Annotated in this window: 18 protein-coding genes and 1 tRNA gene; 4 read left to right on the top strand and 15 right to left on the bottom strand. The window is 64.6% G+C overall.

What is annotated here, in order from left to right; translation table 11 throughout:
- Positions 1-5 precede the first annotated feature (5 nt).
- From NKI54_RS16820 to NKI54_RS16810, 3 genes are all read right to left on the bottom strand, one after another.
- Positions 6-290 (bottom strand): PilZ domain-containing protein, encoded by a 285-nt coding sequence (locus tag NKI54_RS16820; protein WP_352570507.1) that lies wholly within the window; start codon positions 288-290, stop codon positions 6-8.
- A 176-nt stretch (positions 291-466) separates the two neighbouring features.
- Positions 467-1051 (bottom strand): BA14K family protein, encoded by a 585-nt coding sequence (locus NKI54_RS16815; RefSeq protein ID WP_352589629.1) that lies wholly within the window; start codon positions 1049-1051, stop codon positions 467-469.
- A gap of 51 nt (positions 1052-1102) precedes the next feature.
- On the bottom strand, positions 1103-1240 hold the full coding sequence (locus NKI54_RS16810; protein ID WP_156937338.1) for a hypothetical protein: 138 nt from the start codon (positions 1238-1240) through the stop codon (positions 1103-1105).
- On the opposite strand from NKI54_RS16810, the gene NKI54_RS16805 reads away from it, so the two are divergent.
- Together NKI54_RS16805 and NKI54_RS16800 are read left to right on the top strand one after the other, a co-directional pair.
- Positions 1239-2351 (top strand): endonuclease/exonuclease/phosphatase family protein, encoded by a 1113-nt coding sequence (locus NKI54_RS16805; protein WP_352636667.1) that lies wholly within the window; start codon positions 1239-1241, stop codon positions 2349-2351. The genes NKI54_RS16810 and NKI54_RS16805 overlap by 2 nt on opposite strands.
- A 7-nt stretch (positions 2352-2358) precedes the next feature.
- The gene (locus tag NKI54_RS16800; protein WP_352636668.1) at positions 2359-3087 is read left to right on the top strand and encodes a hypothetical protein; all 729 of its coding nucleotides are present in this window, start codon (positions 2359-2361) and stop codon (positions 3085-3087) included.
- Here NKI54_RS16800 and NKI54_RS16795 read toward each other — a convergent pair.
- From NKI54_RS16795 to NKI54_RS16780, 4 genes are all read right to left on the bottom strand, one after another.
- Entirely contained in the window at positions 3084-3326 is a 243-nt protein-coding gene (locus NKI54_RS16795; RefSeq protein ID WP_352636669.1) for a hypothetical protein, read from the bottom strand. The genes NKI54_RS16800 and NKI54_RS16795 overlap by 4 nt on opposite strands.
- 114 nt (positions 3327-3440) lie before the next feature.
- Positions 3441-4658, bottom strand: coding sequence for an ABC transporter permease (locus NKI54_RS16790; RefSeq protein ID WP_352636670.1), 1218 nt, complete (start codon positions 4656-4658; stop codon positions 3441-3443).
- A 2-nt stretch (positions 4659-4660) separates the two neighbouring features.
- Positions 4661-5368 (bottom strand): ABC transporter ATP-binding protein, encoded by a 708-nt coding sequence (locus NKI54_RS16785; RefSeq protein ID WP_352636671.1) that lies wholly within the window; start codon positions 5366-5368, stop codon positions 4661-4663.
- Positions 5369-5370: 2 nt separating this feature from the next.
- The gene (locus NKI54_RS16780) at positions 5371-6663 is read right to left on the bottom strand and encodes an efflux RND transporter periplasmic adaptor subunit (protein WP_352636672.1); all 1293 of its coding nucleotides are present in this window, start codon (positions 6661-6663) and stop codon (positions 5371-5373) included.
- A 111-nt stretch (positions 6664-6774) separates the two neighbouring features.
- Between NKI54_RS16780 and NKI54_RS16775 the strand changes: the two genes are divergently transcribed.
- Complete coding sequence (locus tag NKI54_RS16775; protein ID WP_352636673.1) at positions 6775-7680, top strand: PhzF family phenazine biosynthesis protein; 906 nt, start codon at positions 6775-6777, stop codon at positions 7678-7680.
- Between the two features lie 167 nt (positions 7681-7847).
- Positions 7848-7923, top strand: a tRNA-Lys gene (locus NKI54_RS16770).
- Between the two features lie 78 nt (positions 7924-8001).
- Here NKI54_RS16770 and NKI54_RS16765 read toward each other — a convergent pair.
- Genes NKI54_RS16765 through cbiE form a run of 8 tightly spaced genes read right to left on the bottom strand, consistent with a single transcriptional unit; the run spans position 8002 to position 15053 of the window.
- The gene (locus NKI54_RS16765; protein WP_352636674.1) at positions 8002-8742 is read right to left on the bottom strand and encodes a hypothetical protein; all 741 of its coding nucleotides are present in this window, start codon (positions 8740-8742) and stop codon (positions 8002-8004) included.
- Positions 8743-8768: 26 nt separating this feature from the next.
- A complete protein-coding gene (gene cobT / locus NKI54_RS16760) occupies positions 8769-9779 on the bottom strand; it encodes a nicotinate-nucleotide--dimethylbenzimidazole phosphoribosyltransferase (protein WP_352691984.1) in 1011 nt (336 codons plus the stop codon).
- A 23-nt stretch (positions 9780-9802) separates the two neighbouring features.
- Positions 9803-10564: an adenosylcobinamide-GDP ribazoletransferase gene (cobS, locus tag NKI54_RS16755; protein WP_352636676.1), complete on the bottom strand. Its 762-nt coding sequence runs from the start codon at positions 10562-10564 to the stop codon at positions 9803-9805.
- Positions 10561-11874, bottom strand: coding sequence for a cobyrinic acid a,c-diamide synthase CobB (locus NKI54_RS16750; protein ID WP_352636677.1), 1314 nt, complete (start codon positions 11872-11874; stop codon positions 10561-10563). The genes cobS and NKI54_RS16750 overlap by 4 nt, the downstream gene beginning before the upstream one ends.
- Positions 11871-12677 (bottom strand): uroporphyrinogen-III C-methyltransferase, encoded by an 807-nt coding sequence (gene cobA, locus NKI54_RS16745; RefSeq protein ID WP_352636678.1) that lies wholly within the window; start codon positions 12675-12677, stop codon positions 11871-11873. The genes NKI54_RS16750 and cobA overlap by 4 nt, the downstream gene beginning before the upstream one ends.
- Positions 12674-13438, bottom strand: coding sequence for a precorrin-4 C(11)-methyltransferase (gene cobM, locus NKI54_RS16740; protein WP_352636679.1), 765 nt, complete (start codon positions 13436-13438; stop codon positions 12674-12676). The genes cobA and cobM overlap by 4 nt, the downstream gene beginning before the upstream one ends.
- Positions 13435-13815 (bottom strand): cobalamin biosynthesis protein, encoded by a 381-nt coding sequence (locus NKI54_RS16735; RefSeq protein ID WP_352490360.1) that lies wholly within the window; start codon positions 13813-13815, stop codon positions 13435-13437. The genes cobM and NKI54_RS16735 overlap by 4 nt, the downstream gene beginning before the upstream one ends.
- Positions 13812-15053 (bottom strand): precorrin-6y C5,15-methyltransferase (decarboxylating) subunit CbiE, encoded by a 1242-nt coding sequence (gene cbiE / locus NKI54_RS16730; RefSeq protein ID WP_352636680.1) that lies wholly within the window; start codon positions 15051-15053, stop codon positions 13812-13814. The genes NKI54_RS16735 and cbiE overlap by 4 nt, the downstream gene beginning before the upstream one ends.
- Position 15054: the final 1 nt, after the last annotated feature.

The following is a 15054-nucleotide window of genomic DNA, read 5'->3' as shown; positions in this document are numbered from 1 at the left end:
GGATCTCAGCCGTAGTGCCAGCTGGGCTTTGGTTCGGTGCCGGTGAACATCACCCCAATTCGGTCCTCGCGGCGCCAGCGGACCACCGCCTTGTAGGCAATGCCGTCGGTCGGAACATAGAGCAGGAACTCATCGGGGACGCGCGCGTCGATCGAGACCTTCAATTCGGCACCGCCGGCATGCATGTTGCGCAGTGTGCATGTGACCTCGGAGTTGGTCATGCCGGTCAGGATCGCCGCGCCCTTCAAGACGCGCTGCCGGTGTTTGTCCCTCTGTTCGTCCTCGGCCATCGCACGCAATCCAGCCATCTTCGCGTCTCGGGCGTTCTGATCGGGAGGATTATTAGACCTGCCTGATAAAAATAGCGTTATCACCAGTGGAGGCTGGCGATTTTTCGCGGTTGCTGGCCGTAAGAAAAAATCGGCGCCGCAACGCGCGGCGCCAGACGATATTATTACCGGCCTGCTCAGCTATAGGGCGAGTAGCATTGCTGGCGCGGCCCGTTATAGGGCTGGAACGTGTTGTCCCAGGCGCGGTACGACCGGTAGCGATTGTAGCACCATTGGACATGCGCGCTGGAAAGCCGCTGTGTCCGGTAGTAGCGCCGCGGTGCGGGCGCATCGTAGTAGTTGTAATTGTTGTATAGGCTGCCGAGGCCAAACCCCAGGCCCAGCCCAAGAATCGCGGCGCCGGCACCATCATCGTAGTAACCGCCGCGGTAATGGCGGCGGTGATGGCGCCAACGCCAGCTGTCGTCCCAGCCGCCATTGTCCCAGTGTCTCGAGAAATGACGGCCGCGGAAATTGTTGGACCGCCATCTCCAATCATTGCCGCCGTGCCATTGCCGAACGCCGTGATTGCGCCAACGCCAGATCTGCCTGTCATTGCCGCCTGCCCAATCTTCACGAATTTGCACGATGTCGGCGGCATTGCCCGCCACCGGCAGCAGGGGTTTGGGCATCGGCCCGGCAAGCGAAGGGGCCGAGAGGCCGGCGATCAGACCGAGGGCCATCAGCCCGGATCTGACAGAAGATAAAAAGAGCGGTTTCATCGCACTCTCCGAAGATTCAGGCCCCACGCCCAGAATACCCCGGGGAAGGGCCTATTGATGGAACTTTCCATCTGAACGGAAGATGAACAAAAAGGTTCCGTCAACCATGGCGAGCGCGCGATCAATCAGAGCCGCCTGGTTTCTGCGCCCTTGTTTTCGGGCGCGCTTGCGGGCAAAGGTCAAAGCCATGTCGCTGCGCCTTGCCACCTTCAACGTCGAAAACCTGATGAACAGGTTTGATTATTCCGGATACCGCAATCAGCTCAACGAAGATCGCACGCTGGCGCTTTTCGACATTCAGAGCGAGGCCGAATACAAGATGCTCGAGCAGGCGCGGGCCATCGCCCAATCCGACGACACGCGGCAGTTGACGGCGCTGGCGATCGCGGCCACCCGCGCCGACATCATCTGCATGCAGGAGGTCGACAATATCGAGGCGCTGAGGGCCTTCGAATATGGCTATCTGTTCAAGATGGTGGGGCAAGGCTACCGGCAGAAATACACCACCGCCGGCAATGATTCGCGCGGCATCGACGTCGCCGTGATGATGCGCAACGAGACCGCGCAGGGCCAGCCGATCGAATTCGTGCGCATGACCAGCTACGCCTATGTCACGTTCGAGCAATTCGGCCTGCACACGCCGGAATTGGCAGCGCTTGGGTATCAGGCCAATGAGCGCATCTTCCGGCGCGACTGCCTGGAAATCGATCTGACGGTGGCTGGCGCGCCGTTGACGCTCTACCTCGTGCATTTCAAGTCGATGGGCTCGCCCCGCAACGGCCTCGACGGCCGTGAAGCGACAATGCCGCTGCGCATCGCCGAAGCTCAAGCAGTGCGCCGGATCATCGAGGAGCGCTTCGGCAAGGACCATGCCGCCGACAAGCGCTGGGCAATCTGCGGCGATATGAACGACTACCGGCAGCGCGTGAAGATTACCGGCGATGCCGTCGACGGCTACCGTTTCGAGGTCATCGACGAGAGCCGGTCCTGCATCGATGTGCTCACTGCCGGCGGCTTTTGTGAAAACGCGGTCGAGCGGCGGCCGGAAATGGACCGCTGGACTTTCTATCACACACGCGGACCGGAAGAGCGGCATCTCTGCCAGCTCGACTACATCCTTTTGTCGAGCGCGCTGGCCAGGCAGAACGCCACCGCGGTTCCCGATATCATCCGCAACGGCCAGCCTTGGCGCACCATATTTCCAGCGGGCCAGGAGGTCGAGCGCTTCCCACGTGCCGGGTGGGACCGGCCGAAGGCATCCGACCATTGCCCGGTAGCAATTGCCCTCGACATGGTGTGAGACAGGCGTGAGTTTCGATCTGCCGCGCAACGTCATCCTGCCGGTCGATGCCATCGACGTCAGGCTCGATTCCGGCCCGCATCCGTTCGAGCGCGATCATGCCGACGCGATCGCCGAGAACTGGCGGCGTGAGACCGCGGCCAAGCCGGCGCTTTTCGACGGCACCGTGGTGCTGCTTTCCGCTCTCAGCTATCGCGACAATCGCCTAGTCGGCCGTTGCCATGCGGTGCGTTATTCGACCTTCATGCTTTGGCGCAGCAATCGACAGGTGCCTGGCGCCGAACATGCCTACGCCCATGCCATGCTGGTCGCCGGCGACAATGCGCTTGTGGCGATCCGCATGGCGCCGCATACGGTCAATGCCGGCCGCATCTACTTCGCCGCCGGTTCGTTCGAGCCAACCGATTTCCGCGACGGCCTTGTCGACGTCGACTTCAACATGATCCGCGAGGTGCGCGAAGAGACCGGTCTCGACCTGTCAGGCGCGACACGCGGCAGGCGCCATTACGCCCTGTCGACGGCAAGCGGCACGGTGATCTTTCGCCGCTACCGCGAGACGGCCTCCGCCGACGACCTGGCACAGCGGATCAGCGCTTTCGTCGCGGCCGAGTCAGAGCCTGAAATCGAAGGCCCCGTAATCATCCGCAATGCAGCCGACCTGCCGGACGGGCTGATGCCGCATATGAGACCGCTGATCGAATGGCACTTTGCGAGCGAGCAAGGTTTCCAACTCTAACGTCGTAGCCTACCTTCAATGGCCTTGCGGTCGTTGCGGGCGGCAACAAAATACAACAGCACGCCGAGACCCAGGAGCGCGCCCATCGCCGTTCCCATCGTCTGCCCAATTACCTGCTGGAAGTCAGCGGTGACGCGATCGGGATTGTCCATCCCATAAAGGATCAAATTCCACCAAAGCCCTGCCAAGGCGGCTTCGACGATCACAATCGCCAGAGCCAGTCGCGCTTTCTTGCTCATCCATTGTTCCCCCCTTAGTCCCCAACAGCATTGTTATCATTGCAGAATGTGCTGCGACAAGGGCAGGTTGCATAAAAAATTGGCAGCGTCTGGAGGCGACACTTGCTGAAATGCCTATTCATGCCTCAGCGCGTCGATCGGGTTAAGCCGCGCGCCGCGCAGCGCCGGGAAGAAGCCGAACACCATGCCGATCAGCGCGGAGAAGCCGACCGCAAGCAGGATGACCGCCGGGCTTGGCGCAAACGGGATCGTCAGCGTCACCGAGGCGAGGCCGGCCAGCGCCAGGCCGATCAGGATGCCGATGATGCCGCCAAGCAGCGACAGCACGGTTGCCTCGACCAGAAACTGGATGAGGATATGCTTTTCATGGGCGCCGATGGCGAGCCTGATGCCGATCTCGCGCGTGCGTTCGGTTACCGACACCAGCATGATGTTCATAATGCCGATGCCGCCGACGAGCAGGCTGACGCCGGCGACGGCGCCGAGCATGCCAGTCATGGTGGTGGTCGCGCTGGCCATGGCATCGGCGATCTGGGTCATGTCGCGGATCGAGAAATCATCGTCGCGGTCGGGCGGGATGCGGCGTGTGTCGCGCAAGATGTCCTCGACGCGCTGCTGCAGCACTGTGGTTGGCGTACGGTCGTCGGCGGCGACATAGATCGAGTCGATGTCGCGATTGCCGGCAATGCGACGCTGATAGGCGGCGAGCGGCATCAGCACGACATTGTCCTGGTCCTGGCCGAAACCGGTATAGCCCTTCGGTTCGAGCAAGCCGATGATCTTGCAGGAGGTGCGGTTGACGCGGATGATCTCGCCTTCGGGGTCGCCGGCGCCGAAGAACTGCTGGCGCACCGTCTCGCCGATGAGGCAGACGCCGGTCCCCGAGCGGGTTTCCGAATCGCTGAACGGGCGGCCCGAAACCAGCTTCCAGTCGCGGGCATCGAGATAGGCGCTGTCGGTGCCGGTGACGCCCGAGGTCAGGCTTTCGGTGCCAAAAATGACGCGCACCTGCTTTTGCGACGCCGGCGCGATAGCGCGCGCGCCGTTCAGATGCGCGACAAGCGCGGTGAGATCCTTGTAGGCAAGAGGCCGGACCACCTGGTCGAGCCCTCCCGGGCCGCCAGGCCCGGCCGGACGGCCGGAACGGATGACAAGCAGATTGCTGCCGAGCTTGGAAATGTCGGACTTGACCTTCTCGGTGGTCCCCGAGCCGATGGTCAGCATGGCGATCACGGCGGCAACACCGATGACGATGCCGAGCAGCGTCAGGAACGAGCGCAGCACGTTGCGGCGGATGGAGCGGAGCGAGAGGCGAACGGTTTCCCAGATCATGGCTAGGCCATCTCGAGATTGGCTGTGTCCAAGGCAACATGGCCATCGAGGAAACGGATCGTGCGCTGGGCATAGCCGGCAACATCGGCTTCGTGCGTGACCATGGCGATGGTCAGGCCGAGCTCGCTGTTCAGCTGCGTCAGGAGTTCCATGATCTCGTGCGTGCGGGCGGTGTCGAGATTGCCGGTCGGCTCGTCGGCGACGAGCAGCGTCGGCCTGGTGACGATGGCGCGGGCGATCGCCACGCGCTGCTGCTGGCCGCCGGAGAGCTCGGCCGGTGTATGATGCTCGCGGCCGACAAGGCCGACCTCGGCAAGCGCCTGCATGGCCAGGCCGCGGCGCTCGCGGGCACCAACGCCGCGATAGATCAGCGGCAGTTCGACATTCTCCGCCGCCGTGGTGCGCGGCAAGAGATTATAGCCCTGGAAGACGAAGCCGACATAGAGGTTGCGCAGCACGGCGCGGCGGTTGCGGTCGAGGCGGCCGGCATCGATGCCCTGAAAGCTGTAGGTCCCGGCCGTCGGCGTGTCGAGGCAGCCAATGATGTTCATGGCCGTCGATTTGCCTGAGCCCGACGGACCCATGATGGCGACGAATTCGCCGCGTCTGATGGCGAGGTCGACGCCGGCCAGCGCATGCACCCGTGCCTCGCCCTGGCCATAGCTTTTCCAGACCTTGTCGAAGCCGATGAGGGTCGCGCCCGATGCCACGATCAGCTCCGCTGCTGCGAGGCGGTAATGACTTGCGCGCCTTCCTCCAGGCCGGAAACGATCTCGGTCAGTTCGCCATCTGTCGAGCCGACCCTGACGTTGACCGGATGCGGCCGGCCATTCTCCAGCACGTAAAGCGTGCGCGAGCCGTTGATGGGCTTCGTCGCCGCCTGCCGCTGGCGGTTGCCGCCCGGGCGCCCCATGCGGCCGGTGAACAGGTCGGTGAGGCTCCAGCCGCGCTCCGCCGTCTGCGCCGGCCGGTAGCGGAAGGCGATCGATGGCACGGTGAGCACGTTCCTGGCCTGCTTGGTGACGACCGAGACGGTGGCTGTCATGCCGGGCCGCAACAGGAGCTCGCTATTGTCGACGTCGAGTCTTGCATCATAGGTAACGACACCGTCGGTGGTGACCGAGGCATAGGAAATGTCGCGGATTTCGGCGTCGAATGGCCGTTCGGGGAACGCGTCAACGGTGAAGCGCGCATGCTGGCCGGGTTTGACGGCGCCGATATCGGCCTCGTCGACCGCAGCCTTCAATTCCATGTTCTTCAAATCCGCGGCGATGACGAACAGCACCGGCGCCTGCAGCGAGGAGGCGACCGTCTGGCCGGGGTCGACCGAGCGCGTCAGTATGATGCCGTCGATCGGAGCGTAGATGGTACTCTTGGCAAGATCCGTCTGCTGCGCCTTGAGATCGGCATTGGCCATGGCGAGGTTGGCTTTGGCGATATCAAGCGCCGCCTTCGAGCGGTCGCGGGTGGCGATTGCCGCTTCAAGCGACTGGTCCGTCGCCATGCCGCGCTTGGTCAATTGTGCCGCGCGCACCAGCGCCTTTTCGTTTTCGGCCACGGTCACGGTGGCGTCCTCGACGCTCGCCGTCGCCGCCTTGGCCGAGGCCTGGGCGCGCTCGATCTGCACCTCCAGCTTGGCGGTGTCGAGCGCGGCCAGCACATCGCCCTTCTTCACCAGCTGGTTCTCGTTGACCGAAACCGAGCGGACGACGCCGGAGAGTTCGCTGGAAATATCGACCTGGGTGAGAGGCTGCAGCGTGCCGGTAGCCGAAACCGCGACGGTAAGGTCGGCCATGGCGGCCAGTGTCGTGGTATACTCGATCTTGGCGGGCGAGCCCGCATACCACTGGTAGCCGACGACACTCGCGGCGACGGCAAGCAGTGCGAACACTGCGTAAAGCCAACCGCGACGGCGTTTTGTCTTCAGGCCCTGGTGGTCGAGCCCGAGCGCCGTCTCGATGGCGGAAGCGGATTCCGTCTTTGGCAGGTTGACAATCTGGTCCACGCCGGACCCCTATGTTCAGTGATATCCCATCAGTGCACAAATCAGGCCTTATGGTTCAAAATTCAAATTAAATTTCGCTCATGTTGGGAATGAGGCAGAGGACTTACTGAGATGCAGCCGCGGAATTACTTGCTTTACGACGTATTCACCACCAACCGGCTGGCCGGCAATCCGCTGGCCGTGGTGCTCGACTGTGATGGGCTGGACGTTGCGGCGATGCAGGCGGTGGCGCGCGAGTTCAACCTCTCCGAAACCGTCTTCGTGCTGCCGCCGGACAACCCGAAGCACCGGGCCCGCATCCGTATCTTCACGCCCGACTATGAAATGCCGTTCGCCGGCCACCCAACCGTCGGCTCGGCGATAGCGCTCGCCGAAATGGCGGGAGAGGCCGCCGGCATCTTCGTGCTCGAGGAGAATATCGGCCCGGTGCGCTGCGCTGTCAGCAAGCACGACGGTTCGACCTTCGCCGAGTTCGACTTGGCAAAACTGCCGGAGCAACTGGCATTGTCGGCCGATCCCGAGGCGATCGGCGCCGCCCTTGGCCTCGGACCGCACGAGATCGGCTTCGAGAACCACCGCGTTTCGTTCTGGTCGGCGGGCGTGCCCTACGTGGCCATCCCCGTCGCCAATCTGGAGGCGGCCGCCCGGATCAGGCTGGACAACCAGGCCTGGTCGGAGCTCGCACCACGCAAGAGCGATTGGGCCTTCGCCAGCCCCTATGTCTATTGCCGCGAGACGGTGCATCACGACAGCGCCTTCCATGTCCGCATGATGGTGCCTGGCAATCCGTCCTACGAAGACCCGGCGACCGGGTCGGCGGCGGCCGCGTTCGCCGGCGCGATCATGCATTTCGACGGCCCGACCGACGGTGTTTCACAACTATGGATCGAGCAGGGGCTGGAGATGGGCCGGCCTTCGCGCATTCGCCTCGAACTGAATGTCGAAGGCGGCAAACTGGCGGCCGCCCGCATCGGCGGCCATGCGGTGAAGGTGGCTGAAGGCAGGTTTTTTGTCTGATCCTACCCTTACGTTTCGTCATCCCAGGGTCTGCGCTCCGCTTCGCGTTCGCTCCGCCCAGGGATGACGAGACCCCGTGCGATTTGTCGGGAAATGAATCCGGCAGGGCTGGACATGGCGGATATCGGCGGCTATATGCCCGCCAACGCCGGTTTTGCCGGCCGAGTGGGTGCGTAGCTCAGTTGGTAGAGCAGCTGACTCTTAATCAGCGGGTCCACAGTTCAATCCTGTGCGCACCCACCAAATTTTTCAGAAAATTGGTGGAAAGACCTAGAAAGCCGGATGTTTCGCCGCTATCGGGTGGCCGCATTTATGCAACCGCTATTGGATAGTCGGCCGCAGACAGCTGAGGATCGCCCGCACTATGGCCAAGACGCCGTCGACGGCATCGAAGTTTGTCCTGCTTTTACCGACGGTCCATTTAAGGTCGAGTGCTTCGGGCAAACGGAGGTCCTGACAGACAAAACAGCCTGAAAGCATAAAGAGGTCTAGATGTCTCGGATCGCCTTCCGAATAGTAAGGAAATTGGAAGAACAACCTTATTGGACCACCATATGCCAGCTTGAAGGTCATCGAGAATCTAATTTCGTGACCAAATCTATCTTCGACAATTCCGCTAAAACTAAGGTCTCGGGCATCGTAGTGATGCCACTGCGTCGATAATCCCAAAGAATCCCAAGCCCTGAGGGTATGCGCTTTCAGTTCTTTGCGATTGGGGAATTTTGCCTCTTCAGGATCGTAGGGAAGGGGTGGACCGATGTAGTCTGTCTCGGTTCGCCAATCTTCCGCGGCGCTGCGAAGATCTTCAAAAATCTGAACGATTCTCGGGTCTGTCTGCTCGCCAGAAAAGATTGAGATTCGCCATTGAGAAATCATCTCGCATAGCTCTTCGACCGTATGGCCCGATCGCTCTGCCCAATCCTCGGTGGCGAGTATCCACGGCGAATTGTATTTCAGCCCGGCAAAGGCGCCGCTCTTGCTGTCGAAATCTCTGATGATCCGAGCAAGAATATCGCGAAGCCCCTGTTTCGGGTCTCCGAAGATCTGTGAGCGTTTGTTCATCAACGCGATCCGCGCTTGGCTCCGCCTTACTTCTCCGAGACCCCAGCCTCCGCAAAGCTTGCCATGCGGGCGTGGCATTCGAGTGCCGAGCGGACGATGTTGATGGCGAGGCAGGCGCCGGAGCCTTCGCCGAGCCGCATGCCGAGGTCGAGCAAGGGTGGCAGACCGAGCGCTTCGAGCAGGCGGCGGTGGCCGGATTCGGCCGATACGTGAGCGGCCATAGTGTGGGCAAGGCCGGCGGGATGCAGCCCGGCCAAGGGTGCCGCGGCGGCGGTGCAGACGAAGCCGTCGAGCAGCACCGGCACGCCGAGATGGCGCGCCGCCAGTGTTGCGCCCAAGATCGCCGCAAGCTCGCGCCCGCCGAGGGCTGCCGCTATCTTCAGCGGATCGGCCAGCGCCATGGCGTGGCGCTTGAGGCCGGCCTCAATGGCGACAATCTTGCGCACAAGGCCGGCATCGTCGAGGCCGGTGCCACGCCCTGTCCATCGTTCCGCGCCGCCACCGAACAGAGCGGTCGAGATGGCCGCCGCCGGCGTGGTGTTGCCGATGCCCATTTCGCCGAAGCAGACGAGGTCGAGTTCCTTGCTGATCGCGTCGTAGCCGGCTGAGACGGCGGCGAGGAAGACCTCGTCCTCCATCGCCGGCTCTTGCGTGAAGTCGCCGGTCGGGCGATCGAGATCGAGCGGGATGACGTCCAGCTCCGCGCCGGCGATGCGGGCAAGCTGGTTGATGGCGGCGCCGCCGCCGGCGAAATTCGCCACCATCTGCACGGTGACCTCCGACGGGAAGGCCGACACGCCTTGCGCGGTGACGCCGTGGTTGCCGGCAAAGACGAAAACCTTGACGCGGTCGAGCTTTGGTATGTCGCGGCCCTGCCAGCGCGCCAGCCAGGCGGCTACTGTCTCCAGCCGGCCGAGGCTGCCTTGCGGCTTGGTCAGCGTGTCCTGGCGGTGGGCGACGGCGTTGGCCGCGGCGTCGCTGCCGCTGTGCAGGTCGAGGCAGGCGGCGCGCAGTTCATCGAGCGATTTGAAAGGCATGGGGCAAAATCTCCGAAACAGAGTCAAGACAGGGAAACGGAAGCGACGAGCAGGATTGCGATCTCGCCGAGCTGCTGCAGGGCGCCGACGGTGTCGCCGGTCTGGCCGCCGATCTGGTTGAGGCAAAGCGCTCGAAACGCGGCAAACAAGAACGCAAGCAGGATGAGCGCGAACATGGCAGCACTGAACCCAAGCGCCAGCAGCGCGACCGCACCGAGTACGGCACCGATGCCAGCTGTTTTAGCCGAGACGGTGCCCGCTTCGGCCGAAAGGCCGTCGCTGCGGGACGGCGGCAGCAGGTGCATGAAGGCGCCGAGCAGGCCGCGCGAAGCGGCATGCGCGGCAATGAGGGCCCAGAAGACATGAGCCGGGCCGGCGAATCCAGAGAGTACGCTCCAGCGGATCAGCAGCGAGACAGCAAGTGCACAAGCGCCGTAGGCACCGATGCGGCTGTCGCGCATGATCTCCAGCTTTCTGTCGCGCGTCTTGCCGCCGCCAAAACCGTCGGCGACATCCGAAAGCCCGTCCTCATGCAGGCAGCCGGTAGCGAGCAAGATCGCGGCAAGGGCCAACGCGGCAACAGGACCTGCGGCTAGGCCGAGCCTTGTCCCGATGGCGTAGACCAGCGCACCGGCCAGAGCGACGGCGAGACCGGCGACCGGTGCAGCCCAGATCGCAGCGGCAAAGCTGCGGCCACGGAAGTCGGTTCCGGGCAGCGGCAGCCGGGTGAAGAAGACGAGGCAAAGCGCGATGTCTTCGAGGAGCTGCCGTTGCGAGGCGTTCATCCGCCCCTCGCAATGGCATGGAAGAACGTGCCGCTGACATTGCCGCGCCGGTAGCCGGAGGCGCCGAGCGGATTGCCTTGCCCGTCGGCGAGGTCGGCCAGCGGCTCGTCACTGCCGGTCGCAATCATCTGCGCATAGTGGAATTCGTGACCGCGGATCAGCGTGCCTTGGCTGCCGAGCGGACACCCGGACCGCAGCCGTGCCTCGCGGTAGCCGAGGTTCATCTTGCGCTTGGCGAAGCTGGTCGAATGGCCGAGGAGGCCAAGCATCCGATGCGTCTCGCCCGACGCGTCCTCGAGTGCCTCGCCGAGCACCATGAAGCCTCCGCACTCGCCATGCACCGGCCGCGTGGCGGCGAACCTCGCCATGCCCGCCCTGAAATTCGCGGCGGCGGCGAGGCGGCCGGCGTGAAGCTCGGGATAGCCGCCGGGCAGCCAACAGATATCGCAATCGTCGCCAGGCGCCTCATCGGCGAGCGGCGAGAACGGCACGATTTCGGCGCCGGCCTTGCGCCAATGCATGGCGACATGCGGATAGAGGAAGGTGAAGGCGGCGTCCTCGGCGAGTGCAATGCGCTGGCCGGGCGGCGGCAGCGCGTCGCCGAAATTGCCCGGCGCAGGCGTGAATGGCGCCGCCAGCGCCATGATGGCGTCGAGATCGAGCGAGCGCTCGACCATGTCGGCCAGGCGGTCGAGATGCGCCATCAGATTCTCATATTCGCCGGCCTGGACGAGGCCGAGATGGCGCTCGGGCAGGTTGAGCGAGGGATCGCGCAGGATGGCACCGACGACAGGCAGGCCGAGTGCCTCGATGGCATCGCCGCATAACCGGCGGTGGCGCTCGCTGCCCAGCCGGTTGAGCACGACCCCGGCCATGCGCACATCCGGATCGTAAGTGGCAAAACCCTTGGCGACGGCCGCCGCCGTGGTCGACTGTCCGGAGACGTCGAGCACCAGCAGCACCGGCAGGCCGTAAAGCCGGGCAAGGTCGGCAGCCGAGCCGGAACGGCCTGGAGCAGCAGGGATCCCGTCGAACAGGCCCATGGCGCTTTCGAGGAAGATGAAATCGGCATCTTCGGTCGCTTCGCCGGCCAGTGCGTTGAGCAGGGCGGGCGGCATTGCCCAGCTGTCGAGATTGATGCCGGACAAGCCTGTGGCGGCGGTGTGGAAGCCAGGATCGATATAGTCCGGGCCGGATTTGGCGCCGCGCACTTTCAGGCCGCGCCGGGCAAGTGCGCGCAAAATGCCGATGGTGACGCTGGTCTTGCCCGAGCCCGAGCGCGGCGCGCCGATGATGATGGCGCGGGTCATGACTCACCCGCCAGTGCCGCGCGCATCGCGACAATACCGCCGACGACGATCAGCGCCGGCGAGGTCAAGCCGGCTGTGGCCGTTTCCTCGGCAATCGTGGCGAGCGTGGCGACGACGATCCGTTCCTGCGGTGTCGTCGCAGCGACAATCACCGCGGCGGGCGTCGAAGGCGCCAGCCCGCCCTCGAGCAGCGAGGCGGCGATCAGCGGCAGATTGGCCATGCCCATATAGATGACCACCGGCTGGCCGGTGCGGGCGATTGCCGCCCAGTCGAGATCATCATCGGTGCCGGCGGCATGGCCGGTCGCCAGGATCAGCGCCTTGTTGATGCCGCGCATGGTGCCGGGAATGCCGGTCGCGGCCAGCGCGCTGAGGCCGGACGTCAGGCCAGGCAGGATGCGGAACGGGATAGTTTCCCCGGCCAGCGCCAGCGCCTCTTCGCCGCCACGCCCGAAAATATAGGGGTCGCCGCCCTTGAGCCTGACGACGCGCCGGCCCGCGCGCGCCAGCCGGACCAGCAGAGCGGTTATGTCGTCCTGCTTCATCGACGGCTTGCCGCCGCGTTTGCCGGCATAGAACAGTTCCGCGCCCTCGGCGACAGCGACGACTTCTGGCGAGACCAGCGCGTCATAAACCAGCGCGTCGCACTGTCCGAGGGCGGCTAGCACTTCCAGCGTCAGGCAGCCGGGATCGCCAGGGCCGGCGCCGGCCAGCCAGACATGCCCGGGCTCAAGCTGGCGCGGCTTGAAGTTGAGCCGGGTGAGCGCCTGCTCGACCGTAGTGTTTCTGTTGCTGCCGCTCACAATCCGTCCCGTCCGCGAAAGCGTCGCTGATAGTGCGCGTCGTACAGTGAACTTTCGCCAAAGCCCTCCGCCTCCAGCGAGCGGCCGACGAAGATGATTGCCGTGCGTTCCATCGGATCGGCGGCCAGTTGCGCCTCGATGGTGGCCAGCGTGCCGGTCAGCACGCGCTCGTCCGGCCAGGAGGCACGGAAGACGACCGCCACCGGGCAGTCGGCGCCGTAATGCGGCGTTAGCTCGGCGACGACGCGGTCGATAGCGTGGATGGCAAGGTGGATGGCCAGCGTGGCGCCGGTGCGGCCAAAGCCGGCCAGCGTTTCGTCGGGAGGCATTTGCGAGGCGCGGCCGGAGATGCGGGTCAGCACCAGGCTTTGCGCGACTTCTGGAATGGTCAGCTCGCGGCGCAGCGCTGCCGCCGCAGCGGCGAAGGACGGCACGCCCGGCGTCAGCGTGTAAGGAATGCCGTGCTTTTCCAGCCGGCGGATCTGCTCGGCAACGGCGCTCCACACCGAAAGATCGCCGGAATGCAGGCGGGCGACATCATTGCCGGCCGCGTGGGCGGCCAGATATTCGGCCTCGATCTCGTCGAGCGACATCGGCGCGGTGTCGATCAACCTCGTTCCGGGCGCGCAGTGCTGCAACAGCTCCGGCGCGACGATCGATCCGGCATAGAGGCAGACGGGACAACTGCCGAGCAGGCGGCTGCCGCGCAAGGTGATGAGGTCGGCAGCACCCGGGCCGGCACCGATGAAGTGAACGGTCATACCGCATCTCCGCTGATGGCGATGGCGCAAGTGACAGCACCGAGCACGGTGCGCGGCCCGAGCAGTTTTGCGCCTTTGCCGGCGGCGGCAAGCGCCGAGGCTTCGGAAACCGACGGCGTGCCGGCATGCTCCTGCGATAGGTCGGAACGGCTGGTCGTAGATGCGGCTTTGAGTTCATCCTGTTCGACGACGATCACCGGAAGGCGGAGTTCGCGTCCGGCGGCGAAGATTGCCGCTTCATCCTGCTTGAGAGACGCGGTCGCGAGGGCTGAAAGCGCGGGCAGGGCAAGCCCGTGCGCTTCCAGGGCGGTTTCTACCGCGGCAAGCACGTCGCGCGCGCTGACGCCTTTGCGGCTGCCGATGCCCGCGACCATCATGGCTTCACCCAGCTCCATTGAGTGACCGGCATAGCCGGCCGCCAGGCCTGCATCGAACCAACCGGCGAAGCACGGGATATAGCAATGCGGGTGAGCTGGCCGCCGTGCGCGGCGTGACGGGAAAGCAGCAGCGCCTCCATCTCCAGGGTCACCGCATTAGCGACAAGGCGGCCGCCGGCAGGCAAGGCATCGATGGCTCCCTCCAGCACGCCGGCATCGCTGCCGCCGCCGCCGACGAAGATCGCCGCGGGCGTCTCCAGCCCGGCAAGAGCTTGCGGTGCCGAACCTTCGACGACGGTGAGACCGGGAACGCCGCAGGCCGGGGCGTTGCGTCGGATGCGGGTGGCGCGGGCCGGATCGGCCTCAACGGCAATGGCGCGCATGGAGGGATGGGCCAGCATCCATTCGATGCCGATGGAGCCCGATCCGGCGCCGATGTCCCACAGCAGTTCGCCGCGTCTTGGCGCGAGAGCGGACAGGGTGACGGCGCGCACTTCGCGCTTGGTGATCTGGCCGTCATGCTCGAACAAATGATCGGCAAGTCCCGCTGTCAGCGGCAGGATGCGTGCTTGCGAAGTCGATTCAACTTCGATCGCGAGCACGTTGAGCGGGTTGATCTTTTCGAGGTCGAAAGTGCCGGCGCTCGCCGAGCGCAGCCTTTCGTTCGGCCCACCCAGCGCCTCCAGCACCGTCAACCGCGAAGCGCCGAAGCCAAGTTCGGTCATGAGACGGGCAATCGCTCCCGGTGCATCGCTGTCCGAGGTCAGCGCGAGAATGCGGGTGCAAGGATGCAGCAACGGCCGGATCAGGTCGAGCGAGCGACCATGCAGCGAGGCGGTCTCGATATCCTGCAGCGGCCAGCCAAGGCGGGCGGCGGCCAGCGAGAAGGCCGAGGGCGCGGGGATCACCCGCATACCCTCTGCAGCGACCTTGCGGGCAAGGGTGACGCCGACACCGTGGTAGAAGGGATCGCCGGAGGCCAGCACGCAGACGCGTCTGCCGGAGAGCGCCAGCACGTCGCGCAGCTCGGCATCGAAAGGTGTCGGCCAGGCGCGCGCTTCACCTTTGGCGAGCGACGCGACGAGGGCAAGGTGGCGCTTGCCGCCGAAGACGAATTCGGCCTCCGCGATCAACCGCTTGGCCTCGTCGCCGAGACCCGCTACACCGTCCTCGCCGATGCCGATGATCGTGAGCCACTTTGAGGTGAGCTTGGCGCCGCGCGGAGCTTCAGCAGGCATG

Origin of the sequence: Mesorhizobium sp. M0663 (assembly GCF_040320585.1) — a bacterium.
GTDB lineage: Bacteria > Pseudomonadota > Alphaproteobacteria > Rhizobiales > Rhizobiaceae > Mesorhizobium.
This window is presented reverse-complemented; position numbering and strand designations above follow the sequence as displayed.

What these genes read in the sequence shown, in the direction of transcription:
- NKI54_RS16820 (WP_352570507.1), bottom strand. Translation starts at nt 290, where the DNA reads ATGGCCGAGGACGAACAGAGGGACAAACACCGGCAGCGCGTCTTGAAG.
- NKI54_RS16815 (WP_352589629.1), bottom strand. Translation starts at nt 1,051, where the DNA reads ATGAAACCGCTCTTTTTATCTTCTGTCAGATCCGGGCTGATGGCCCTC.
- NKI54_RS16805 (WP_352636667.1), top strand. Translation starts at nt 1,239, where the DNA reads ATGTCGCTGCGCCTTGCCACCTTCAACGTCGAAAACCTGATGAACAGG.
- NKI54_RS16810 (WP_156937338.1), bottom strand. Translation starts at nt 1,240, where the DNA reads ATGGCTTTGACCTTTGCCCGCAAGCGCGCCCGAAAACAAGGGCGCAGA.
- NKI54_RS16795 (WP_352636669.1), bottom strand. Translation starts at nt 3,326, where the DNA reads ATGAGCAAGAAAGCGCGACTGGCTCTGGCGATTGTGATCGTCGAAGCC.
- NKI54_RS16790 (WP_352636670.1), bottom strand. Translation starts at nt 4,658, where the DNA reads ATGATCTGGGAAACCGTTCGCCTCTCGCTCCGCTCCATCCGCCGCAAC.
- NKI54_RS16775 (WP_352636673.1), top strand. Translation starts at nt 6,775, where the DNA reads ATGCAGCCGCGGAATTACTTGCTTTACGACGTATTCACCACCAACCGG.
- NKI54_RS16765 (WP_352636674.1), bottom strand. Translation starts at nt 8,742, where the DNA reads ATGAACAAACGCTCACAGATCTTCGGAGACCCGAAACAGGGGCTTCGC.
- cobT (WP_352691984.1), bottom strand. Translation starts at nt 9,779, where the DNA reads ATGCCTTTCAAATCGCTCGATGAACTGCGCGCCGCCTGCCTCGACCTG.
- cobS (WP_352636676.1), bottom strand. Translation starts at nt 10,564, where the DNA reads ATGAACGCCTCGCAACGGCAGCTCCTCGAAGACATCGCGCTTTGCCTC.
- NKI54_RS16750 (WP_352636677.1), bottom strand. Translation starts at nt 11,874, where the DNA reads ATGACCCGCGCCATCATCATCGGCGCGCCGCGCTCGGGCTCGGGCAAG.
- cobM (WP_352636679.1), bottom strand. Translation starts at nt 13,438, where the DNA reads ATGACCGTTCACTTCATCGGTGCCGGCCCGGGTGCTGCCGACCTCATC.
- NKI54_RS16735 (WP_352490360.1), bottom strand. Translation starts at nt 13,815, where the DNA reads ATGATGGTCGCGGGCATCGGCAGCCGCAAAGGCGTCAGCGCGCGCGAC.
- cbiE (WP_352636680.1), bottom strand. Translation starts at nt 15,053, where the DNA reads ATGCCTGCTGAAGCTCCGCGCGGCGCCAAGCTCACCTCAAAGTGGCTC.